Origin of the sequence: Rhodococcus sp. SGAir0479 (assembly GCF_005484805.1) — a bacterium.
In the GTDB taxonomy this organism is placed as follows: domain Bacteria; phylum Actinomycetota; class Actinomycetes; order Mycobacteriales; family Mycobacteriaceae; genus Prescottella.
Genome location: NZ_CP039432.1, coordinates 4401272 through 4424208, shown reverse-complemented (window position 1 = coordinate 4424208; position 22937 = coordinate 4401272). Strand labels below are relative to the sequence as shown.

General features: G+C 69.5%; 19 protein-coding genes. 9 read left to right on the top strand and 10 right to left on the bottom strand.

Annotation, left to right across the window (positions count from 1 at the left end):
• Positions 1 to 70 precede the first annotated feature (70 nt).
• Positions 71 to 1588 (top strand): aldehyde dehydrogenase family protein, encoded by a 1518-nt coding sequence (locus tag E7742_RS20445; protein WP_137800614.1) that lies wholly within the window; start codon positions 71 to 73, stop codon positions 1586 to 1588.
• Positions 1589 to 1592: 4 nt separating this feature from the next.
• The gene (locus E7742_RS20440; protein WP_137800613.1) at positions 1593 to 2540 is read left to right on the top strand and encodes an oxygenase MpaB family protein; all 948 of its coding nucleotides are present in this window, start codon (positions 1593 to 1595) and stop codon (positions 2538 to 2540) included.
• Here the strand turns inward: E7742_RS20440 and E7742_RS20435 are convergent.
• Positions 2519 to 3436, bottom strand: coding sequence for a LysR family transcriptional regulator (locus E7742_RS20435; protein WP_137800612.1), 918 nt, complete (start codon positions 3434 to 3436; stop codon positions 2519 to 2521). The two genes, E7742_RS20440 and E7742_RS20435, sit on opposite strands and share 22 nt — an antisense overlap.
• A 74-nt stretch (positions 3437 to 3510) precedes the next feature.
• Between E7742_RS20435 and E7742_RS20430 the strand changes: the two genes are divergently transcribed.
• From E7742_RS20430 to E7742_RS23805, 3 genes are all read left to right on the top strand, one after another.
• Positions 3511 to 4437 carry a DMT family transporter gene (locus E7742_RS20430; protein WP_254699085.1) on the top strand — a complete coding sequence of 309 codons (927 nt, stop codon included), beginning with the start codon at positions 3511 to 3513 and terminating at the stop codon, positions 4435 to 4437.
• A gap of 112 nt (positions 4438 to 4549) precedes the next feature.
• Positions 4550 to 6094 (top strand): acyl-CoA synthetase, encoded by a 1545-nt coding sequence (locus E7742_RS20425; RefSeq protein WP_137800610.1) that lies wholly within the window; start codon positions 4550 to 4552, stop codon positions 6092 to 6094.
• 819 nt (positions 6095 to 6913) lie between these two features.
• On the top strand, positions 6914 to 7090 hold the full coding sequence (locus tag E7742_RS23805) for a hypothetical protein (protein ID WP_368076928.1): 177 nt from the start codon (positions 6914 to 6916) through the stop codon (positions 7088 to 7090).
• Positions 7091 to 7160: 70 nt separating this feature from the next.
• On the opposite strand, the gene E7742_RS20415 is transcribed toward E7742_RS23805, so the two are convergent.
• A complete protein-coding gene (locus tag E7742_RS20415) occupies positions 7161 to 8483 on the bottom strand; it encodes an NAD(P)/FAD-dependent oxidoreductase (protein ID WP_254699356.1) in 1323 nt (440 codons plus the stop codon).
• A 157-nt stretch (positions 8484 to 8640) separates the two neighbouring features.
• On the opposite strand from E7742_RS20415, the gene E7742_RS20410 reads away from it, so the two are divergent.
• Entirely contained in the window at positions 8641 to 9576 is a 936-nt protein-coding gene (locus E7742_RS20410; RefSeq protein WP_137800609.1) for a LysR family transcriptional regulator, read from the top strand.
• A 9-nt stretch (positions 9577 to 9585) separates the two neighbouring features.
• Here E7742_RS20410 and recR read toward each other — a convergent pair whose 3' ends face one another.
• Genes recR through E7742_RS20395 form a run of 3 tightly spaced genes read right to left on the bottom strand, consistent with a single transcriptional unit; the run spans position 9586 to position 11011 of the window.
• Positions 9586 to 10194 (bottom strand): recombination mediator RecR, encoded by a 609-nt coding sequence (gene recR / locus E7742_RS20405; RefSeq protein WP_137800608.1) that lies wholly within the window; start codon positions 10192 to 10194, stop codon positions 9586 to 9588.
• Positions 10195 to 10204: 10 nt separating this feature from the next.
• Complete coding sequence (locus E7742_RS20400; protein ID WP_137800607.1) at positions 10205 to 10528, bottom strand: YbaB/EbfC family nucleoid-associated protein; 324 nt, start codon at positions 10526 to 10528, stop codon at positions 10205 to 10207.
• A 48-nt stretch (positions 10529 to 10576) separates the two neighbouring features.
• Positions 10577 to 11011 carry an SRPBCC family protein gene (locus E7742_RS20395; protein WP_137800606.1) on the bottom strand — a complete coding sequence of 145 codons (435 nt, stop codon included), beginning with the start codon at positions 11009 to 11011 and terminating at the stop codon, positions 10577 to 10579.
• A gap of 172 nt (positions 11012 to 11183) precedes the next feature.
• Between E7742_RS20395 and E7742_RS20390 the strand changes: the two genes are divergently transcribed.
• On the top strand, positions 11184 to 12629 hold the full coding sequence (locus E7742_RS20390; RefSeq protein ID WP_137800605.1) for an FAD-binding oxidoreductase: 1446 nt from the start codon (positions 11184 to 11186) through the stop codon (positions 12627 to 12629).
• A complete protein-coding gene (locus E7742_RS20385) occupies positions 12626 to 13927 on the top strand; it encodes a class I SAM-dependent methyltransferase (protein ID WP_137800604.1) in 1302 nt (433 codons plus the stop codon). Before E7742_RS20390 ends, E7742_RS20385 begins: the two co-directional genes overlap by 4 nt.
• A gap of 63 nt (positions 13928 to 13990) precedes the next feature.
• Here the strand turns inward: E7742_RS20385 and E7742_RS20380 are convergent, their stop codons facing one another.
• From E7742_RS20380 to E7742_RS20370, 3 genes are all read right to left on the bottom strand, one after another.
• Positions 13991 to 14761, bottom strand: a complete 771-nt coding sequence (locus tag E7742_RS20380; RefSeq protein WP_254699084.1) for an IclR family transcriptional regulator — start codon at positions 14759 to 14761, stop codon at positions 13991 to 13993.
• 226 nt (positions 14762 to 14987) lie between these two features.
• Entirely contained in the window at positions 14988 to 17129 is a 2142-nt protein-coding gene (locus E7742_RS20375; protein ID WP_137800603.1) for a 3-hydroxyacyl-CoA dehydrogenase NAD-binding domain-containing protein, read from the bottom strand.
• A gap of 32 nt (positions 17130 to 17161) precedes the next feature.
• A complete protein-coding gene (locus tag E7742_RS20370; RefSeq protein WP_137800602.1) occupies positions 17162 to 18376 on the bottom strand; it encodes an acetyl-CoA C-acetyltransferase in 1215 nt (404 codons plus the stop codon).
• Between the two features lie 243 nt (positions 18377 to 18619).
• On the opposite strand from E7742_RS20370, the gene E7742_RS20365 reads away from it, so the two are divergent.
• Positions 18620 to 20320 carry an amidase gene (locus tag E7742_RS20365; RefSeq protein ID WP_137800601.1) on the top strand — a complete coding sequence of 567 codons (1701 nt, stop codon included), beginning with the start codon at positions 18620 to 18622 and terminating at the stop codon, positions 20318 to 20320.
• Between the two features lie 9 nt (positions 20321 to 20329).
• Here E7742_RS20365 and E7742_RS20360 read toward each other — a convergent pair whose 3' ends face one another.
• Together E7742_RS20360 and E7742_RS20355 are read right to left on the bottom strand one after the other, a co-directional pair.
• Positions 20330 to 20965 (bottom strand): response regulator, encoded by a 636-nt coding sequence (locus tag E7742_RS20360; protein WP_137800600.1) that lies wholly within the window; start codon positions 20963 to 20965, stop codon positions 20330 to 20332.
• Positions 20962 to 22920 carry a sensor histidine kinase gene (locus E7742_RS20355; RefSeq protein ID WP_137800599.1) on the bottom strand — a complete coding sequence of 653 codons (1959 nt, stop codon included), beginning with the start codon at positions 22918 to 22920 and terminating at the stop codon, positions 20962 to 20964. The genes E7742_RS20360 and E7742_RS20355 overlap by 4 nt, the downstream gene beginning before the upstream one ends.
• Between the last annotated feature and the right edge of the window lie 17 nt (positions 22921 to 22937).

The window sequence follows — 22937 nt, the reverse complement described above, 5'->3', positions numbered from 1 at the left end:
GTGTGAGCGTCACCACAGTAAATCACATCACATATATGTGATGCGATCCCTGGAGCGGAGGAAGTTCGACATGACCCGAGAACTGCGCGACGCCACCCCCGGCCTGGCCCCGGACCGAGCCCCGGAGACGTTCACGAGCCTCAACCCACGGACCGGGCAGGTACTGGCCGAGTACCCGGTGGCCGACGAAGCCGACGTCGCCGGCGCTGTGGAACGCGCACGCGGCGCCGCTCGGTGGTGGGACGCGCAGGGATTCCGCGGTCGCCGCGACTGGCTGCTGGAATTCAAGAAGGCGATCGCCGCGGATGCCGAGGACCTCGCCCGCGTCGTCTCCGCCGAGACCGGCAAGCCGCACGACGACGCCCTGCTCGAGGTGATGCTCGCCGTCGAGCACCTCGACTGGGCGGCCCGCAACGCGAAGAAGGTCCTCAGAGCGCGCCGGGTGTCGCCGGGACTGGTCAGTGCCAACCAGTCGGCCACCCTCGGCTACCACCCGCTCGGCGTCGTCGGCGTCATCGGCCCGTGGAACTACCCGGTGTACACGCCGATGGGGTCGATCTCGTACGCGCTCGCGGCCGGCAACGCGATCGTGTTCAAGCCCAGCGAGCTGACGCCGGGTGTCGGGAAGTGGCTCGAGGCCAGGTGGAATGCGCTGGCCCCCACCCAACCGGTCCTGCAGGTGATCACCGGGCTGGGCGCGACGGGCGCGGCGCTGTGCCGGGCCGGCGTCGACAAGATCGCGTTCACGGGGTCCGGGCCCACGGCCCGCAAGGTCATGGCGGTGTGCGCCGAGACGCTCACCCCGCTCGTGGCCGAGTGCGGCGGCAAGGACGCGATGCTGGTGGCCGAGGACGCCGACCTGGACAAGGCCGTCGAGTTCGCGGCGTTCGGCGCGTTCGGCAACGCCGGTCAGACGTGCGCGGGCGTCGAACGGATCTACGTGGCCGAACCGGTGTACCAGCAGTTCCTCGACAAGCTCACCTCCGCGGTCGATCGCGTCCGCCCGGGCGGCACCGACGCCGACACGTACGGCCCGATGACCCTCCCCCGGCAGGCCGACGTCGTCCGCAACCACATCGCCGACGCCCTCGACAAGGGCGCTCGCGCGGTGATCGGCGGCATCGACTCGGTGCACGAGCGGTTCGTCGATCCGGTCATCCTCACCGACGTACCGGAATCGTCCTCCGCGGTGTGCGAGGAGACGTTCGGTCCGACGGTGGTCGTGAACCGGGTCCGCGACCTCGAGGAGGGGATCGAACGCGCCAACGCGACGTCGTACGGTCTGGGCGCCTCGGTGTTCACGCGCAACCGCTCGCGCGGCCGGGACATCGCGCAGCGCCTGCGCGCCGGCATGGTCTCTGTCAACTCGGTGCTCGGCTTCGCGGGCGTCCCGTCGTTGCCGTTCGGCGGCAGCGGAGAATCGGGCTTCGGCCGGATCCACGGCGCCGACGGCTTGCGCGAGTTCAGTCGCCCCAAGGCCGTCACGGTCGAAAGGTTCTCGGCGCCTCTGAAACTGATGACGCTGGAGCGGTCCGTGCGGGACATGAGGGTATCGGCGTGGATGCTGAAGACCCGGCACGGGCGGTGACCCGATGACGCTGACGAACTCACGCCCGGCCACGCGACGGGCGGGCACGTTCCCCGCACCCGACCGCGAACCGCGGCCGCACCGGGGCCGGATGGGATGGGTGAAGACGATCGAGGGCCTCGACCCCGAGGCCCGACACCAGGACATCCTGCGGATCACCGCGGGCTACGAGTTCCCGTGGGACTACCAGCGTTCGCTCGAGTTCGCCCTCTTCCGCACCTACTGCGTACCCTCGATCTCCGAACTCCTCGCTCGCACGGGTGAATTCGAACGTCGGCCGCAGAAGCGGTACGACGACACCTCGCTGTTGATGACCGAACTGGTCGAGCACGGCTACGACTCGGAGCGAGGCCGCGAGTCGCTCCGGAACGTCAACCGCATGCACGGGCGGTATCCGATCGCCAACGACGACATGCTCTACGTGCTGTCGACGTTCGCGTACGACCCGATCGACTGGATCGACCGGTACGGGTGGCGCAGGCTCCATCCGCACGAGCGCCTCGCGTCGTTCCACTTCTACCGTCAGGTCGGAATTCGCATGGGTATCAAGGACATTCCCGAGTCCTATCAGGACTTCGCCCGCTTCAAGATGGACTACGAACGCGACCGGTTCGTCTACAGCGACGACAACCACCGGATCGGCACCTACACCCTGCGGCTGTTCCAGTCGTGGTACCCGAGCGTCCTGGAACGGCCCGTCGCGGCGGCCGTGTACGCGCTCGTCGACGCCCGGATGTCCGCCGCCTTCGGCTTTCCCGAGGGGTCACCGCGGGTGCGCGCCGCCGCCGAGGCGGGTCTGCGGGCGCGGTCGGCGGTGGTGCGTGCGCTCCCCAAACGGCGTACGTCCGCCGGTGCGGCCGACCCGGGCAACCGCACCTATCCCGGATACCCCGTCGGCTACCGTCCGCGCGATCTCGGCACCGAGCGCGTTCAGACGCCCTCGGGTACCTGAGCAGGCCTGCGGTCGAACGCTTCCTGCACGGCGACGATGCCGGCCCGTACCGCCGGGCCGGCGTTGTCGGGGCGCCACACCACGTGGATGTCGCGCTGCAGCGGCGGATCGGTCGGAAGCAGGATCACGCCGTCCGGCACGTCGTCGACCGCCAGGTGCGGCACCAGGGCGGCGGCCAGACCGGCCGCGACGAACGCCAGGTGCGTGGAGACATCCGACGCCTCGAAATCGACACGGGGCTCGAAGCCCTGCCCGCGCAGGGTCTTCACGAGCCACTCGCGGAAGGCCGTCCCGGCGCCCCACGCCACCCAGGCAGTGTCCGCGAGCTCGCGCAGCGGGACCGCTCCGCGGCCGGAGAGAGGGTGGCCCGCGGGCAGCGCGACCGCCGCCGAGTCCCGATGGACCAGCCGCGAGTCCATTCCGACCGGGATGTGTGCCGGCGCCGATTCCCAGCTGTCGATCACGCCGATGTCGACCCGTCTGCGCGCCAGCGATTCCAGCGTCACCTCGGTCTCCGCCTCCGCCACCGACACCTGCACGGGATAGCGGCCGGTCAGTGCCGTGACCACCGACGGCAGCACCACCCGGGAGGCCGCCACGAAGGCGCCGAACCGGATCGGCCCGACGATCTCGTCCCGCATCGACCCGATCTCCGCCTCGACGGCGGCCGCGCGGGCCAGTAGCTCCCCGCCTCGCCGGGCCAGCAGCTCACCGGCCGGCGTGACCCGCACGCCGCGCCCCACCTGTTCGAGCAGCGCGGTACCCATCTCCCGCTCGAGTTTCGCGAGCTGCTGCGAGACCCCGGACGGGGTCACGTGCAGCACGCGGGCTGCGGCGGCGACCGATCCGGTCTCGGCCACGGCGCACAGCGCACGGAGTCGCTCGAGGTTCAACACGTCACGAACACTACCGGATACCAAGAAACATATCTTACTTGTCGTTTGTGCAGGTAGAACCCAGAATCGAGCGCGTGCAAACGACCGAAATCCTGGACGCGCGACCGGTCGTCACCGCCCCCGCCGGTCGCGCCGCCGACCCGCGCGTGCTGGCCGTGGCGGGCGCGGCCTCCATCTCCCTGACCGCGGTGTTCATCCGACTGGCCGACGCTTCCCCCGCCACGGCCGTGTTCTACCGCTGCCTGCTGCCGCTCCCCCTTCTGGCGGTGCTCGCGTGGCGTGAGCACCGGCGCGGACACCGTGTCACTTCACGGGACGCGCTGCGGTACACCGTCGCGGGCGCGATGCTCGGGGTCGACTTCGCGCTGTGGTCGCAGGCCATCCTGCTCATCGGCGCCGGCATCTCCACGGTGCTCGTCAACGTCCAGGTCGTCGTCGTCCCCCTCCTGTCGTTCCTGGTGCTGGGGACCCGGGTTCCGACACGGTTCGTCGTCGCGGTGCCGGTGTTGTTCGCCGGGATCGCGCTCACCGCCGGAATCGCCGACGGATTCTCCACCGGATCGGACCTGGTGTGGGGCACGGCGCTGGCGCTGCTGTCGGGGGTCGCGTACGCGGGGTACATCTTCGTGGTGGGCGGCCGCGGATCGGCGGAGACCGCGGGGGGCCAGGTGCTCGTCTCGACCGCCGCGGCCGGAATCGCCGGGGCCGTCGTCGGATCCGCGTGGGGCACGGTGGACCTCACACCCGGGTGGGTGTCGTTCGGGTGGCTGGCGCTCCTCGCCGTCTCCGCCCAGCTCGTCGGGTGGGTGCTGCTCGGTCGATCGCTCCCCCGCCTGGCGCCCGAGGTCGGGGCCACACTGCTCCTCCTGCAACCCGTCCTCGCGATCGCGGCCGCGATGGTTCTGCTGCACGAGCGCCCCACCACGCTGCAACTCGCCGGCTGCGCCATGGTCGTCGCGGCCGCGTGGTACGTCGCGGCGCGACCGCGCAGGTCCCGCTGAACGAGATTCTCGTTCCACTTTTGCGCCCACGCGTCCACGCTGTGACACCGGACACGCGTCGCGTGTCGACGTGCACCCTGCGCAACCTCAGACACCCAGGAGGCTTCTCGAGATGTACCCGGGCATCCACGCGGCAACCGCGCCCGAGCGACCGGCGGTCGTCTTCGCCCCCACCGATGAGGTCGTGACCTACCGCGAACTCGAGGACCGCTCCAACCAGTTGGCGCAACAATGGCACGCACTCGGCCTGCGTCCCGGGGACCACGTGGCGATCCTCGCCGAGAACCATCCGCGGTACCTCGAGGTCTACTGGGCCGCGGTGCGGTCGGGCCTGTACATCACGGCCGTCAACTGGCATCTCACCGCAGACGAGGCCGCGTACATCGTCACCGACTGCCAGGCACAGCTGATCGTCACCACGTACCGGCTCGCCGACCTGGCGACCGCGATCGTCGACGAACTCGCGGACCGTCCGCACCTGTTCATGATGGACGGCGTCGTCGACGGCTTCACCTCGTACGAGGACTCGATGGCCCGGTTCGAGCCGGTGCCGCTCACCGAACAACCGCGCGGCGACATGATGCTCTACTCGTCGGGAACGACGGGACGACCCAAGGGTATTCGTCGGCCGCTGACCGGCATCACGATCGACGACCCGCGGGGAATGAGCGTCGGGTACTTCGCGCAGTCGCTGCTCGGGATGACCGAGGAGTCGCGCTACCTGGTGCCCGCACCGATGTACCACTCCGCCGCACTCCAGTGGTCCGCGGGCGCGCAGGCGGTCGGCGCCACCGTGGTCCTCATGGAGCGGTTCGACGCCCGCGAGTTCCTCGCCACCGTCGAGAAGTACTCGATCACGCACACCCAGGTGGTGCCGACGATGATGGTGCGTCTGCTCAAACTGCCCGACGCCGAACGCACCTCGTACGACGTCTCCTCGCTGCAGGACTTCCTGCACTCCGCGGCGCCGTGCCCGCCCGCCGTCAAACACGCCACGATCGACTGGCTGGGTCCCATCGTCAGCGAGTTGTACTCGGGCACCGAAGGAATGGGCATGACCTTCCTGACCGCGACCGAGTGGCTCGAGCGCCCCGGCTCCGTGGGCCGCCCGGTCCTCGGCACCCCGGTCGTCTGCGACGAGGACGGCCAGCCGGTTGCCGCCGGACAGATCGGGACCGTGTACTTCGAGCGCGATGTCGTGCCGTTCGAGTACCACAACGACGCCGACAAGACCGCCGATTCCCGGCACCCGAGCAACCCGCGCCTGTCCACGGTGGGCGACGTCGGCTACGTCGACGAGGACGGCTACCTGTACCTCACCGACCGCAAGTCGTTCATGATCATCTCCGGCGGCGTCAACATCTACCCGGCCGAGATCGAGTCGTGCCTGTCGGCGCACCCGGACGTCGCCGACGTCGCGGTGTTCGGCCTGCCGGACCCCGAGATGGGTGAATACGTCCACGCGGTCGTCGAACTCGATCCCGGGGTGCCGGCCGACGAGTCCACGGCGGAAGCACTCCGTGGTTACGTCCGCGAGCACCTCGCGAAGTACAAGGTGCCGAAGACGATCGAGTTCTGCGATCGCCTGCCGCGGCTGGCGACCGGCAAGGTCCGCAAGCACGAACTGCGCGACGCCGCGCTGCGCGCCCTCGTCTAGAAACGAGCGGGCGGTTACTGCGCCCGGCTCTCGGCCGATGGTGCAGTAACCGCCCGATCAGCCTGTGGATGGCGACCACCGTTGTCCACAGACTCCCGTGACGGGTTCCACGGTCGGGCAGCACCACTCATGCTGCACCCATGCAACCGTTTCTGGGGTCACGGGCCGTCGCCGACGGGTCCGTCACCGTCCATCGACTCCGCCACGACTTCACCCGTGTGTACCGCGACGTCTACGTTCCGCGCGGGACACCGATCACGCCCCACGTCCGGGCCCGCGCAGCCAGCCTGTTCGCGGGTCGCGATGCGGTACTGACGGGATGGTCGGCCGCGGCGCTGCACGGGGCACGGTGGGTGGATGCCGGGGCGCCCGCGGAGGTGATTCGCAGCGGGCACTGGCGAGCGCCGACCGGGTTGCTCGCCCACGACTGCCGGCTGACTCCGGGCGAAGTCTGCGTCGTCGGCGGAATGCGGGTGGCAACTCCCGCGCGGACGGCCTTCGATCTGGGACGCCGCCTTCCTCGCAGGGACGCGATCGCCACCCTCGACGACCTGTGCCGTAGTACGACGGCCACGATCGCGGACATCGACGAGCTCGCGCGGCATCACGCACGCACCCCCGGCAGCCGACGCGTGCGCGAGCACCTCACGCTCGTCGACTCGGGTGCCGAGTCGCCGCCGGAGACCCACACCCGGTTGACCCTCGTCGATGCCGGGCTGCCCCGGCCGGAGACGCAGATAGTCCACGTCGAAGGGGGGTGGGAGTTCGCCCGGTCCGATCCGGGCTGGCGGCGATGGCGAACGCTGGTCGAGTACGACGGTGCGCACCACTGGACCGATCGTCGCCAGCGGGCCCTGGGACCTCGAACGCGCGACCCGGATCGAGCGGCTCGGCTGGTCCGTGGTGCGGGTGGGCGCCGAACTGTTGTACGACCGTCCCACCGAACTGGTGCGGCGGGTGCGCGACAAACTGCGCGCGGCGGGGGCCGACGTATGACGAACGGGCGGTTACTGCTCCCGGCTCTCGGCCGATGGTGCAGTAACCGCCCGTTGTTCGTCGGTGTCGGTCAGGCGGCGACCTTCGCGCGAGTGTCGTCGGGAGCCTGGGCCTCCGGTGTCTCGACCGGCCCGATCGCCTGCGCGTAGTGGAAGTGCGGGCGGCGGTGGCCGAGGAAGGACCCGAACCAGGACATCACCGCGACGTAGCGGTTGCGGAAGCCCACCAGGTACACCATGTGGACGGCGAGCCACAGCACCCACGCGACGAAGCCGGTCAGTTCGATGCTCTTGACCTTGGTGACGGCGCGGAAGCGGTTGATGATCGCCATCGAACCCTTGTCGCGGAACTTGAACGGCGTGCCGCGCTTGGTCTTGCCGAGGATCGTCTTGGCGACGTGGCGGCCACCCTGCATCGCGACCGGGGACTGGCCGGGCAGGTTGTTCAGCGACGTCATGTCGCCGACCGCGAAGATGTCGGCACGGCCACCGACGGTGAGGTCGGGGTTCACGAGCAGACGCCCGGCGCGGTCGGTCTCGCAGCCGGTGCGCTCGGCGAGCACACCCGCGAAGTCGTTGGCCTGGACACCGGCCGACCAGATGATGGTCTCGGCGGTGCGACGCTCGCCGGTCTCACTGCCGTGCGCCTTGAACGTGGCGCCGTGCTCGTCGATGTCGGTGACCAGCGTGTTCAGCACCACCTCGACGCCCGACTTCTCGAGCGATTCCTGGGTGTACTTGCTGAGCTTGCCGCCGTACGCCGGCATCGCGACACCCGCGCCCTCGACGAGGGTGACGGTGACGTCGTCGGCGGTGACGCCGCGGATCGACTGCTCGAAGTAGCGGCCCGCGAGCTCCTTGATCTGCCCGGCCAGCTCGACGCCGGTCGCGCCGGCACCGATGACGATGAAGCTCAGCAGGTTCTTGCGGTGCTCGAGGTCGGTGGTGGTGTGCGCCTCCTCGAAGCAGCGCACGATCTGCGCACGCAGCCGCTCGGCGTCGTCGACGGTCTTGAGCGCGTAGGTGACCTTGGCGAACTCGTTGCGGCCGAAGTAGCTCTGCCGAGCACCGGTGGCGGCCACGAGCGAGTCGTAGCCGAGGGTGTGGCGCTCGCCGCCGGCCTCGTAGACCAGTTCCTTCTCGTCCGCGTGCACGTCGACGACCCGGCCCAGGCGGACGTCCGCGTGGGGGTACTTCGCGAGGATCGCGCGTACCGACGGGGCGATCTCACCGGCCGCCAGGACGCCCGTGGCCACCTGATACAGCAGGGGCTGGAAGAGGTGCTCGGTGGTCTCCGAGATGAGGACGAACGGCTTGCCGGCCTTGGCCAGCTTCTTCGCCGTGGCGAGGGCACCGAACCCGGATCCGACGATCACAACTTCGGTCCGGTCGATTGCTGCTTCGCTCACGGTTGCCTCCTTCTCGAGATGTACGAGAGACCTGGTCGAGATGTATGAGTAACACCGTAGGAGCGCTAAGTACCCGTACGCCAGCAATCAGGGATATTCGGAAAACAGTTATCGCGATCGCTCATAAGTAGTATGGGGACTCGTGGACTTCCGGCAGCTGCGTTACTTCCTCGCCGTCAGTGAGGAGCTGAGCTTCAGCAAGGCCGCGCAGCGGTGCTTCATCTCGCAGTCCGCGATCAGTCACCAGGTCAGCAAGCTCGAGCAGGAACTGGGGACGTCACTGTTCGAGCGGTCCACCCGGGTCGTGAAGCTGACTCCCGCCGGGACGCGGCTGAAGCCCATCGCGCAGGAGGTGCTCAGCCTCGAGGCCAAGGCCTTCGCCGCGGCCAAGGAACCGCGCAACCGCATCCGGATCACCGCGAGCATGAGTTTCGCGCCGCAGAGCCTGGCCGCCATCGCACACGTGCGGGCGCGGCACCCCGACCTCGACATCGAGTTCGTGATCAAGAACTTCACCGACCGCATCGAGGCGGTCTCGGCGGGCGACGCCGACATCGCGCTGATCCGCGGCGAGGTCGACCGGCCGGGGCTCGAAACCCTGGAGCTCGGCGTCGAGGATCTGCTCGTCGCGACGTCCAACCAGCACCCGGTGTCGGCGTTCTCCACCGTCGAACTGAGCGAACTCGCCCCCTACCCGCTGCTGCTGCCGCCCCGGCACAGCCAGGTACTCATCCATTCGGTGGTCGAGGACGCCTTCGTCGAAGTGGGACGGCGGGCCCAGCTGGGGCCGCCGATCGCCCGGGACCACGCGGCGATCCTCGACGTCATCACCAATCCGCGCGCGTGGACGGTTCTGTACGCCAGCACGGTCGCCGAGGTGCCGCGGACCGGGCTGTGCCTGATGCGCGAGCGACGCAACCGCCTGCGGGTCCCGGTGAGCGGCATCGTCCGCACCGGCGCCGCCGACGCGCCGGGCATGGCCAGCCTGGTGCACGCGCTGCGCCGGACGGTGACGGCGGACAGCAGTGCGCCCCCGGCACCGCCGCAGCAGGCCGGGGGCGCACCGGACGAGCGGTGACGAGCGCGGTTACAGAGTGCGCCGTCCCGACAGCGCGCGGCCGAGCGTCAGTTCGTCGGCGAACTCGAGGTCGCCGCCCATCGGCAGACCCGACGCCAGCCGCGACACCGTCAGCCCCGGGAAGTCCCGAAGCATCCGCACCAGGTACGTCGCGGTGGCCTCACCCTCGGTGTTGGGGTCGGTCGCGATGATCACCTCACTGACGTCGACGCCGTCCTCCTGGTTACCGATGCGCGTCAGCAGTTCCCGGATCCGCAACTGGTCCGGTCCGATGCCGCTCAACGGGTCGAGTGCGCCGCCGAGGACGTGGTAGCGGCCCCTGAACTCACGGGTGCGTTCGATCGCCTGCACGTCCTTGGGCTCCTCGACGACGCACACCATGGTGCGGTCGCGGCGCGGGTCGGCACAGATCCGGCACTTCTCCTCCTCGGAGACCGTGCCGCACACGACGCAGAACTGCACGCCGTCGCGCACCTTCTGCAGGACGGCCTGCAGCCGGTCGATCTCGGGCGGCTCGACCGACAGCAGGTGGAAGGCAATGCGCTGGGCGCTCTTGGGGCCGATACCGGGCAGCTTGCCCAGTTCGTCGATCAAGTCCTGGACGGGACCCTCGTACAACTGCCGACCTCTAGAACGGGAGTCCGGGCAGGCCGCCGGCGAGCGGGCCGAGCTTGCTCGCCGCCATCTCCTGGGCCTTGTTCGACGCCTCCGCGATCGCGCCGATCACGAGGTCCTGCAGCGTCTCGATGTCCTCGGGATCGACGACCTTGGGGTCGATCGTGAGGCCGACGACCTCGCCGGTGCCCTTGACCGTCGCGGTCACCAGTCCGCCTCCGGCCTGACCGGTCACCTCGGCCTCGGCCATCTCGGCCTGCGCCGCCATCAACTGCTGCTGCATCTGCTGCGCCTGCGCGAGCAGTTGCTGCATGTCGGGCTGTCCACCTGGTTGCACTGGACTGGTCCTTTCGTCGGGTCGGTTCGTCAGCGTAGTCCGTCGCCGCTAGGCCAGCTCGCGCTGCAGATTCGCGAGCGTGGCCTCCTGGATCCGGCGCAGACCCAGCGGCGCGAACGTGCGCTCGAAGAATCCCCCGATGCCGCCCGCGCCCTTCCACTCGGTGGACGTGGTGACCGTCGACCCGGCACCGGACGGCTCGACGGTCCAGGTCGTGACGAGCGACGAATTGGCGTCGCGCTCGGTGATCGTGTTGCCGGCGACCGTCACCGACGCCTTGACGTTGCGCGACCGCTTCTCGGTGGCCTGCAGCGTCCACTGCACGACGGTCCCGTCGCCCTGCCCGCCCTCGAGCACCTGGTACTCGCGGTACTGCGACGGCAGGATCCGCGGGCGCATCGTCTCGTAGTCCGTGAGCGCGCCGAGTGCCTGCTCCGGCGTCGCAGTGAGAGTGATGGAACTGCTGGCGTTGACCTGTGCCACGGGATGAATCTCCTTGCTCGGGGTTTGTTCCTCCATCCTGCCCGTCCGTCTGCGATGATCGCGATGACGCGAGTGCAGAACACCTCGACCCCAGTTCGTTAGCATAGCTACGGAAAGCCGACTCACCGGGATATCGATAGCCGACGGTTCGCACTAGCGATAGCGTCATGGGGTGGTCGACTCCAAGAGTGGTATCCGCGAGATCGGGCTTGCCGCGCACAGTGCGGGGGTCCAACGTCTGCTGTCCAGCTACCGGGCGATCCCGCCGGACGCGACCGTGCGGCTGGCCAAGAAGACATCCAACCTGTTCCGGGCCCGTCCGAAGACCGGAGTACCGGGTCTCGACGTCTCGGGGCTCGGCGGGGTGGTTTCAGTCGATCCGGAGGCCCGCACCGCGGACGTCCAGGGCATGTGCACGTACGAGAACCTGGTGGCCGCGACGTTGCCGTACGGCCTCGCACCGTTGGTGGTGCCGCAGCTGAAGACCATCACCCTCGGCGGTGCGGTCACCGGCCTGGGCATCGAGTCGACGTCGTTCCGCAACGGGCTGCCGCACGAGTCGGTCCTCGAGATCGACATCCTGACCGGCAGCGGCGAGATCGTCACCGCCACCCCCGACGGGGAGTACGCGGACCTGTTCCGAGCGTTCCCCAATTCCTATGGCACCTTGGGCTATTCGACCCGCATCCGGATCGAGCTCGAGCCGGTGAAGAAGTACGTCGCGCTGCGGCACGTGCGCTTCACCGACCTGCAGCAGCTCGAGGAGGCGATGGCGCGCATCGTCACCGAGCGCACGTGGGACGGCATCGCGGTCGACTACCTCGACGGCACGGTCTTCACCCCGGACGAGGCGTACCTGACGCTGGGGGTGCAGACCGACGAGCCGGGTCCGGTCAGTGACTACACGGATATGGACATCTACTACCGGTCCATCCAGCACGAGTCGGTGAACCACCCCAAGACCGACCGGCTGACCATCCACGACTACCTCTGGCGCTGGGACACCGACTGGTTCTGGTGCTCGCGCGCGTTCGGCACCCAGAACCCCAAGATCCGCCGGTTCTGGCCCAAGCGCTACCGCCGCAGCAGCTTCTACTGGAAGCTCATCGGGCTCGACCAGAAGTACGACATCGGCGACCGGCTCGAGGCGCGCAAGGGACTGCCGCCGCGCGAGCGCGTCGTGCAGGACATCGAGGTGCCGATCGAGAACACCGCACGGTTCCTCGACTGGTTCCTCGACGAGATCCCGATCGAGCCGCTGTGGCTGTGCCCGCTGCGCCTGCGCGAGCCGGCGCACCCGGTCACCGGCACCGACGGTGCCACCGCCGAGCGGCCGTGGCCCCTGTACCCGCTCGAGCCGCGACGCACCTACGTCAACGTCGGCTTCTGGTCGTCGGTGCCGATCGTGCCGGGCGAGCCCGTCGGTGCGGCCAACCGCCTGATCGAGAAGAAGGTCAGCGAGCTCGACGGCCACAAGTCGCTGTACTCCGAATCGTTCTACGAGCAGGACGAGTTCGCGCACCTGTACGGCGGCGACCACTACGAACAGATCAAGAAGCGATACGACCCCGATTCACGTCTACTCGACCTCTACTCGAAGGCGGTGCAACGAAAGTGACGACTCTCGGCACGAAGTCCGACCCGGCGAAGAAGCTCAACCTCGCACAGATCCTGGAAACCGTCGCCGACGGCCAGATCCCGTTGCGCTTCACCGCCTACGACGGCAGCGCCACCGGCCCGGAGGATGCGCCGTACGGTCTTCACCTGAACTCGACACGCGGCACCACCTACCTGGCCACCGCCCCCGGCGACCTGGGCATGGCACGCGCCTACGTCTCGGGGGATCTCGAGGCCATCGGCGTTCATCCCGGTGACCCGTACGAGATCCTGAAGAAGATGACCGACCTGAGCTTCCACCGCCCGTCGGCGAAGGAACTCGCGGCCATCACGCGCTCGATCGGCTTCGACAAGCTGCGTCCGATCGCGCCTCCCCCGCAGGAACACCTGCCGCGGTGGCGGCGGTTCGCGGAGGGCCTGCGGCACTCGAAGACCCGCGACGCCGAGGTCATCCACCACCACTACGACGTCTCGAACACCTTCTACGAGTACGTGTTGGGCCCGTCGATGACCTACACGTGCGCCGCGTACGAGTCCGCGGACCAGAGCCTCGAGGACGCCCAGGAGAACAAGTACCGCCTGGTCTTCGAGAAGCTCGGGCTGAAGGAGGGCGACCGCCTGCTCGACATCGGCTGCGGCTGGGGCGGCATGGTCCGCTACGCGGCCCGCCGCGGCGTCAAGGTCATCGGCGCCACCCTCTCGCGTGAGCAGGCCGAGTGGGCGCAGAAGGCCATCGCCGACGAGGGACTCGGCGGCCTCGCCGAGGTCCGGTTCTCCGACTACCGCGACGTCCCCGAGACCGGGTTCGACGCAATCTCGTCGATCGGCCTCACCGAGCACATCGGTGTCCACAACTACCCGGCGTACTTCGGGTTCATGAAGGAGAAGCTGCGCGACGGCGGCCGGCTGCTCAATCACTGCATCACCCGCCCGGGCAACCGCGGCGGCGCCAAGGCCGGCTACTTCATCGACCGGTACATCTTCCCGGACGGTGAGCTCACCGGCTCGGGTCGCATCATCACCGAGATCCAGAACCTGGGCCTCGAGGTGCGCCACGAGGAGAACCTGCGCGAGCACTACGCGCTGACCCTCGCGGGCTGGTGCCGCAACCTCGTCGAGAACTGGGACAAGTGTGTCGCCGAGGTCGGCGAGGGCACCGCGAAGGTGTGGGGCCTGTACATGGCGGGGTCGCGACTGGGCTTCGAGCGCAACGTCGTTCAGCTGCACCAGGTGCTGGCCGTCAAGCTCGGCCCCAACGGCGAGGCGGACGTGCCGCTGCGCCCGTGGTGGCACGGCTGATCGCACGGACCCGAAGGGCCGCCGTCCGCACCCGGACGGCGGCCCTTCGTCTGTGATCGTTTTCTACGGTGTCGCCCGTGAGTCCTCGTCGACCTGACGGGCGGCCCGTTCGATGCCTGCCGCGGCACGCTGGACGGCCTCGATCATCCGGCGGTCCTTCGTGATCCGCTCGCCCGGCCCGCAGATCGAGATCGCCGCCGGCTTCGGGATGCCCTTGGCGACCGGCGCACCGACGCAGCCGAGCGACGACGACAGCGTGCCCCGGTCGAAGGTCACCCCTTCGGACACGGCGCGGTCGAGTTCGGCGCGAAGCGCCTTCCGGCCGCCGACCACCCCGGTCTCGACGTGGTCGAACATCGGATCGTCCAACGCCTCCGGCGGCAGCTGTGTGAGCAGCGCTTTCCCGACCGCCGACCGGTGCGCCGGGTAGCGTCCGCCGATCCGCGACGGCACGTCGGCACCGAACGACCCCGACAGCTTCTCCCAGTAGACGCCGTCGCTGCCGTCGAGGAACGCCAGGTGGACGACCGCCCCGGTGGTGCGGTGCAGTTTCTGCATGATCGGCAGCGAGAGCCGGTGGAACCAGTGGTTGCGGACGGCGCGCGAGCCCAGTTCGAACAGCCGCACGCCCAGTTCGTATCGGGACCCGACCCGGTTGAGCCAGCGCATCGCGACCATCTTCTCGAGCAGGCGGTGCGCCGACGAGCTGGGAATACCCGTGAGCCGGGTGGTCTGGCTCAGCGTCAGGTAGCCGTTGTCGTCCAGCGCCTCGAGCACCAGCTCGATGCGGTCGAGCATGGATGTGGCCGGGGCGTCGTCGCTGATTCGGGGCACGGCCACGTCTCCTCAGTTGCGCGAGGTCGGACGCGACAGCGACCGACACCGAAATAGTTTGCCCCGTAATATAGTTGGCCACTCGCGAGGGACGGTGGACGGCTGCGCCGTCAGGTCTGTGCCGACGGCCCGGGACCGTCCCCCGATCCGATCCCGGCGCGATCCGGAGTCGAACGCGAACCGCCCCGGGTGCCGACGTGGCACCCGGGGCGGTTCACAGCCGAGATCAGTCCTTCAGCGACGCGGGCGGGGTGAAACGCTCGCCGTACTTGGCGGCGAGTTCCTCGGCACGCGCGACGAATCCGGCCTTACCGCCCGGGTAGCCGGTGACGAACTGGCTGACGCCACCCGTCCACGCCGGGTAGCCGATGCCCATGATCGAGCCGATGTTGGCGTCGGCGGTGGACGTGATGACGCCCTCGTCGAAGCACTTCTGGGTCTCGATGGCCTCGATGAACAGCATGCGGTCGATCAGGTCCTGGAGCGGCGGGGTGGCCGACCCGGACTTGAAGTGATCGCGCAGGCCCGGCCACAGGGCGACGCGCTTGCCGTCCTCGTAGTCGTAGAAGCCGGCACCGCCGAGGCGACCCTTGCGGTCGTTGCCCTCGACGAGGTAATTGATGACGTCGCCCGCGGGGTCGGCCGCGAGTTCCTTGCCCTCGGCCTCCGCGGCGGCCTTCGTCTCGGCGCGGATCTTCTGCATGAGCGTGAGGTTGAGCTCGTCGGAGAGCTGCAGCGGCGCCGCGGGGTAGCCGGCCTGCATGCCCGCCTGCTCGATCGTGGCCGGCTCGATGCCCTCGGCGACCATGGCGATGGCCTCGTTGACGAACGTGCCGATGACGCGCGAGGTGAAGAAGCCGCGCGAGTCGTTGACGACGATCGGGGTCTTGCGGATGGCCTGGACGAAGTCGAACACGCGAGCCAGGGACTCGTCCGACGTCTTCTCACCGCGGATGATCTCGACCAGCGGCATCTTGTCGACCGGCGAGAAGAAGTGGATACCGATGAAGTCCTCGGACCGCTTCACCCCCGTGGCCAGATCGGTGATCGGGAGCGTCGAGGTGTTCGATCCGAGCAGCGCGTCCGGCTCGACGATGTCCTCGATCTCCTGGAACACCTTCTTCTTCAGGTCGGGCGACTCGAAGACGGCCTCGACCACGAAGTCGACGCCCGCGAAGTCGGCCGGGTCGGCGGTCGGGGTGATCAGCGACAGCAGCGCCTTCGACTTCTCCTCGGTGGTCTTGCCCCGCGAGAGCGCCTTGGCCTCGATCTTCTCGGAGTAGCCCTTGCCCTTCTCGGCCGCCTCGATCGTGACGTCCTTGAGCACCACGGGGATTCCGGCCTTGGCACAGACGTAGGCGATGCCCGCGCCCATCATGCCGGCGCCGAGGACACCGACCTTCTTGATCTCCCGCTTGGGGATGTCCTTGGGCCGCGAGCCGCCGCCGTTGATCGCCTGCAGGTCGAAGAAGAAGGCCTGGATCATGTTCTTCGCGACGTGCCCGGTCACCAGCGACGTGAAGTAGCGGGACTCGATCTTCAGCGCGTTGTCGATGTCGACCTGGCTGCCCTCGACCGCGGCGGCGAGGATCGCGCGCGGGGCCGGCATCGGTGCGCCCTTGAGCTGCTTGCGCAGGTTCGCCGGAATCGCCGGCAGGTTCGCCGCGAAGGCCGGCGTGGACGGGGTGCCGCCGGGGATCTTGTAGCCCTTGACGTCCCACGGCTGCACACCCTTGTCGGGGTTGGCCTTGATCCACGCCTTGGCGGCCGGGACCAGTTCCTCGACCGAGGAGACGATGTCGTCGACCAGGCCGACCTCCTTGGCCTGCTGCGGGCCACGCTGCTGGCCCTGCAGCAGCATCTGGGTCAGTGCGGTCATCAGGCCGAACATGCGGACGGTGCGGACGACGCCGCCGCCACCGGGCAGCAGGCCGAGGGTGACCTCGGGGAGACCGATCTTGACGCCCTTGACGTCCGCGGCGATGCGGTGGTGGGTGGCCAGCGCGATCTCGAGGCCACCGCCGAGCGCGGCACCGTTGATGCACGTGACGACCGGCTTGCCGAGCGTCTCGAGGCGACGCAGGTCGGCCTTGAGCGTCAGGCTGTGGTTGTAGATCTCCTCGGCGTCCTCGGGGCCCGCCTTGATCATGTTCTTCAGGTCGCCGCCGGCGAAGAACGTCTTCTTGCCGGAGGTGAGCACGACACCGGTGATGGAGTCCTTCTCCGCGTGCAACCGGTCGACGGTCTCCCGCATCGAGGAGATGTACCGGTCGTTCATGGTGTTCGCGCCCTGGTTGGGGTCGTCGATGGTCAGCACGACGATGCCGTCGGCGTCCTGCTCCCAGCCGATGATGTTCTGTTCGCTCACTGTTTCGTCTCTCCTGATCAGGTCCGTGAGCGTCAGACGCGCTCGATGATGGTGGCCACGCCCATGCCGCCGCCGATGCACAGCGTCACCAGCGCGCGCTGGGCACCGCGGCGCTCGAGTTCGTCGACCATGGTGCCGGTGATCATGGCGCCGGTGGCGCCCAGCGGGTGGCCCATCGCGATGGCGCCACCGTTGACGTTGAGCTTCTCGTCCGGGATCTTCAGGTCCTTCTGGAACTTCATCGCGACGGACGCGAACGCCTCGTTGATCTCGAACAGGTCGATGTCGTCGACGGTCAGCCCGGCCTGGGCGAGCACCTTCCGGGTGGCGGGGGTGGGGCCGGTGAGCATGATGGTCGAATCGGCGCCGGAGGTGGCGGTGGCGACGACGCGGGCGCGCGGCGTGAGTCCCATGTCCTTGCCGGCCTGCTCGCTGCCGATCAGCAGCAGAGCGGCGCCGTCGACGATGCCGGAGCTGTTGCCGCCGTGGTGGACGTGGTTGATCTTCTCGACCCAGTGGTACTTCTGCAGCGCGACGGCGTCGAAGCCGCCCATGTCGCCGATACCGGCGAACGCGGGCGCCAGTCCGGCCAGCGACTCCACGGTGGAACCGGGACGCATGTGCTCGTCGCGGTCGAGGACGGTCACGCCGTTGATGTCCTTGACCGGCACCACCGACTTGGCGAAGTAGCCGCTCTCCCATGCCTTCGCGGCGAGTTCCTGGGAGCGGACCGCGTACGCGTCGACGTCCTCGCGGGAGAAGCCCTCCATGGTGGCAATGAGGTCGGCGCCGATGCCCTGCGGCACCAGGTAGGTGTCGAAGTTGGTGGCCGGGTCCTGCATCCACGCGCCGCCGTCGGAGCCCATCTTCACGCGGGACATCGACTCGACACCGCCGGCGACGACCAGCTCGTCCCAGCCGGAGCGGACCTTCTGCGCGGCCATGTTCACGGCCTCGAGGCCGGAGGCGCAGAAGCGGTTGATCTGTACACCGCCGACGGTGTCGGGCATGCCCGCGACGGTGACCGCGGTGCGCGCGATGTCGGCGCCCTGGTCGCCGATCGGAGAGACCACGCCAAGGATCATGTCGGAGATGCGGTCCTCGTCGAGGTTCGGGAACCGGGTGCGCAGTTCGTCGATCAGCCCGGTGACCAGATCGATCGGCTTCACCGAGTGCAGCGATCCGGTGGCCTTGCCCCGTCCGCGCGGGGTGCGGATGGCTTCATAAATGAACGCCTCTGTGGTCACGGTGTTCCTTCCTGTTCACATCTACGCGCCGCGCGGCGGACGAATCCGCCCGTCTGCGGCACAGACCTCGGCTGCCCCCACCTTAGAACGTGTTCCAGTTAGCGGGAAGGACCGAAGCGATCCCGGTCTGTGACCGAGGCGATCACGCGGTACGTCCGGAATGCCCGACCGGCGGGCGTCGCCGCGCTACCCTCGCCTGGCCGGTCGGAGGCGCCGATCCCCGCCGGTTCGAGGAGGACTGGCATGGCGACGGACACCGGGGCCGCGAAGACGGGCGTGAGCCGGCGCCGATTCCTCGGCGCCGCCGCGCTGGGTGCGGGAGTGGCCTCGGTGGGCGCGCGTCCCGCCGCGGCGCAGATCCGCCGCGCGGGCCCGGCCGGGAGCCTGCCGGCGCCCTCGTCGATCACCGTCACCGACCCCGCGCTACTGAGCGCCGTCGAGGCGGCGAGCCTGCTGCAGTCCACCGCACTGCACCCGCGGGAACTGCTCGACGCGTGCCTGACCCGCAGCGGGGCCTTCGACGGGGAGATCGGCGGTTGGGTGCGGATCTACCCGGAGATGGCGTACGAGGCGGCCGACGCCGCGGCCGGACGGCTGTCGGGCCGGGCCCGCGACACCGCGGGACCCGCACCGCTGGTGTGCGGACTCCCCCTCGCCCTCAAGGACCTCTTCGCGGTCGCGGGCCTGCCGTTGACGGCCTCGAGCCGGGTCCTCGACGGCAACATCGCGGCCGGCGACGCGTCGGTGTGGCGCCGGCTGCGCGAGGCCGGGATGGTGTTGGTCGGCCACGCCCACACCGACGAGTTCGCGATCGGTGTCGCGACCGAACAGGTGGGCAACCCGTGGAACACCGAGTTCTCCCCGGGCGGCTCGTCGGGCGGCAGCGCCGCGGTGGTGGCGGCCCGCTTCGTCCCGCTCGCCACCGGCACCGACACCGGCGGCTCACTGCGCCTGCCCGCCAGCGCCTGCGGCATCACGTCGATCAAACCGACGTTCGGTCGGTGCAGCACGTACGGCGTGATCCCGTTGACGTGGACGCGGGACCACGTGGGTCCGATGGGCCGGACCGTCGCCGACGCCGCGCTGCTGCTCGGCCACATGGCCGGCGCCGACGTACACGATCCCACCACCAGCGTCGGTCCGGACGTCCCGGCGGACGGCTATCCGTTGACCGCGCTGGGCGGGTCGACGCCGTTGGCGGGCCGGCGTTTCGGCATCCACCGGCGAGCAGTGGAGCGTTTGCCGTCGACATTGTCGACGATGTTCGCGGCGTTCGTCGACGTGATCCGCGGCCTCGGTGGCACCGTCGTCGACGTGTCGATGCCGGTGCTGCCCCCGGACCTGATCGTGGGCGACCGGGTGGAGATGGGCACCTACCACCGGCAGTTCGGCGATCGGCTCGGCTCCTACCGGCCGGAGAACGCGATCTCGGTCGGCTCGGCCGTCGCGTCGGTGGCACTGCCCGCCATCGATTACCTCACCGCCGCGCAGAACCGGCAACGGTTCCAGCACGACTACAACCGCATGTTCGCCGACAACGACCTCGATGCGGTGCTGGTCCCCGGTTCCAAGGTGGACGGCGCCGAGCGGTTCGAGATCGCCGGGATCAGCGTGTTCGACGGTGTCACCGGCGACGTCGCCTGGGCCAATACCGCTGGGGCGCCGGTGGTGTGCACGCCGGCGGGCAGGTCGCCGGCGACCGGACTGCCGTTCGGCGTGCAGATCGGCGGCCGCCCGTGGGACGAGACCGGGCTGATCGAGATCGCCCTCGAGATCCAGCAGGCCCGCCCCGACTGGCTGTCGTCCCCCGAGGTCGCCCCGGCGCCGCGGACGATCCCCCGGTCGCGGACGGCCCCGCCCGGGCCCGGACCGGATCCGACCAACACCGCCGACGTCGGTTTCGGGCACCGCTTCGTGCCGACCCTGTCGACGGCTCCGATCTGAGCCGGCGGCTCAGCCGCCCAGCCCGGCCTCTCGGGCCCGGACGATCGCCGCGGACCGGTCCGGCAGCCCGAGTTTGCCGAGCACGTTCGAGACGTGGTTCCGAACGGTCTTGGGACTCAACACGAGTCGTCGCGAGATGGTCGCATTGTCGTGACCACGGGCGATGAGGTCGAGCACCTCCCGCTCCCGCTCGGTCAGTTCCGGGAACACCGCCGGCGACCGCGGCGCGGAGACCGCCGTCAGCGCCTTCGCCGCCACTGCCGCGCCGACGATCATGTCGCCGTGAGCGACCGCTCGGATCGCACGTTCCACCTCGTCCGGATCGGCACCCTTGACGAGATACCCGCGGGCACCTGCTCGGATGGAGGCGAGCAGCGAATCCTCGTCCTCGTGCATCGTCACGACGAGGACGCGGACGCCCGGAAATCTCTCACACACCGCCCGCGTCGCGTCGATACCCGAGCCGTCACCGAGTTCGAGATCCATCAGGACCACGTCCACGTCGTCGGTGACGACCTCGAGCGACTCCGCGACGGAGCTGGCCTGCGCCACCACCTCCACACCGTCGAGGGTCGAGAGCAGCGCGACCACGCCCAGGCGGAAGACCGGATGGTCGTCGACCACGACGACGGCGATGCTGTTCACGATCCTCCCCAGGGCAGTCGGGCGGTGACGACAGTACCTGCCGGACAACCGGACTCGATGAGCACGGTCCCCCCGAGCTCGTCCGCGCGCTCGCGCATCGAACGCGTGCCGACTCCGGCCGCGCCGCGGGCATCGAATCCCCGGCCGTCGTCGCGGACGACGATCGTCAGCACCGACAATCCGCCGGCGTCGGTGTCGCACCGCGCCTCGATTCGGCAGCCCGCCGCGCCGCTGTGCCGGCGCGCATTGGTGACGGCCTCGACCGCGATGCCGTAGGCCGCCGCGCTGGTCTGCGCACCCAGGCCGGGCGGCACGTCGGCGGAGACCTGGAGGTCGAATCCGCTGCGCGCGTGCCCGGCCGCCAGCTCGTCGAACGCGGCCGCCAAGCCCAGTTCGTCGAGGACCGGTGGGAACAGACTGCGCGAGAGCGAACGCACCCCGTCGACCTGGTGGTCGAGCTGTTCCTGCAGCGAGCCGAGGAGTTCGGCCGCAGCCGCCGGATTCTCGGCCAGCAGATTCCGGGCGCCCTGCAGCCCCAGCCGGATTCCCGCGAGCGAAGGGCCGAGCCCGTCGTGCAGTTCGCGGCGGATGGTCCGGCGCTCCTCGGCCCGCACCGCGGCCAGCCGCTCCCGAGCCGAGGTGAGATCTTCGGACGAGCGGAGGACGACCAACCCCGCCGTGACGACCGCGGCCAGCTCCCCCAGGGACCGCCGGGACCGGACGTCGAGCGCTTCGCCGGGTGGCGCCGTCACCTCGAGCCGGCCGACCGCCGCGCCGCGGTGGACCAGGTCGACCGATTCCGCCGGTCCGGTCGGAGCTCCCCAGCTCGCGGCGATCGCACCGTCGCTGCGCAGCACGGTCACCGATTCGAGCCGAAGCCCCAATCCCACCCCGGTGGCGAGAGCGTCGAGCAACGCGGCGGGTGATTCCGCACTCCCGAAGTGCCGGCCCAACTCGCGCACGGCATGCCCGGGTTCCGTCCCCGATCCGTATACCAAGCGATGCACTCTGTGCTGCAACCAGATTCGAGCCGGTTGTACCGCCACCGCGACCGCGGCCGCCGCCACAACCTGCGCACCCGTGCCACCGCCCGCCGGGAGCAGTCCGGCCAGCATGGTCGCGACCACGACGTACAGACCGATCAGCACGGCCGTCAGGGTGCCCCCGACGACGGCCCGGCTGACGACGAGGTCGAGTCCCCACATGCGTTGCCGCAGAATCGAGACGAAGATCGCGGCCAGGAAGAACGGCTGCACCACGAGATGCATCACCGGCGTGAGCATCCACAGCCCGGGCCACGCGGGTGGCAGCATCAACGGCACGAACGAGACCACCATCAGCGCCGTACCGAGCGCCAGCCATCCCAGGCCGATTCGTTCGTCGGCCGGGCCCCAGCGCCACCGCCGCACCGCGTCGGCCGCCGCGAGCGTCCCGACGAGCACTACGGGAGCAACGAGCGGAACCGGCGGCACGTCGGTGAACGTGCGGGCCCAGAAGAACCAGGCGGTCGCGGCCGTTCCGGCCACCACGCCGAGTCGGGCCACGACGTCCGGCCGGTGATCGCGCACCAACCACGGGATCACCACGAACAGCGCCAGGGTGCCGGGGATCCACGCCGTGTTCTGCAGCGGGGAGAGCGCCTCCACCCACGGCAGTCCGGGACGAACCAGCGCCCACTGCGCATAGCTGTAGCCCAGTGCGGCCGACGCGATCCCGACGGCAGCGACCCCCAGGATGATCGGCACAGGATGGACGCGGCGCGCCAGGACCACGCCCGCGACCGTGCCGTACACCGCGCCGCCGACGACGTCGACGAGAAAGAACAGCTGGTTCGAGTCGATTCCGGGGGCGGCGGCGAGCAACGCGACCAGGGCGAGGACCACCAGCGTCCAGCACGTCACGGCCACCACCGCCGCCGCCACCGGCGCACCGCCGCGCGTCGCTCGATCCGCCATGTCCCCTCCACCGCTCG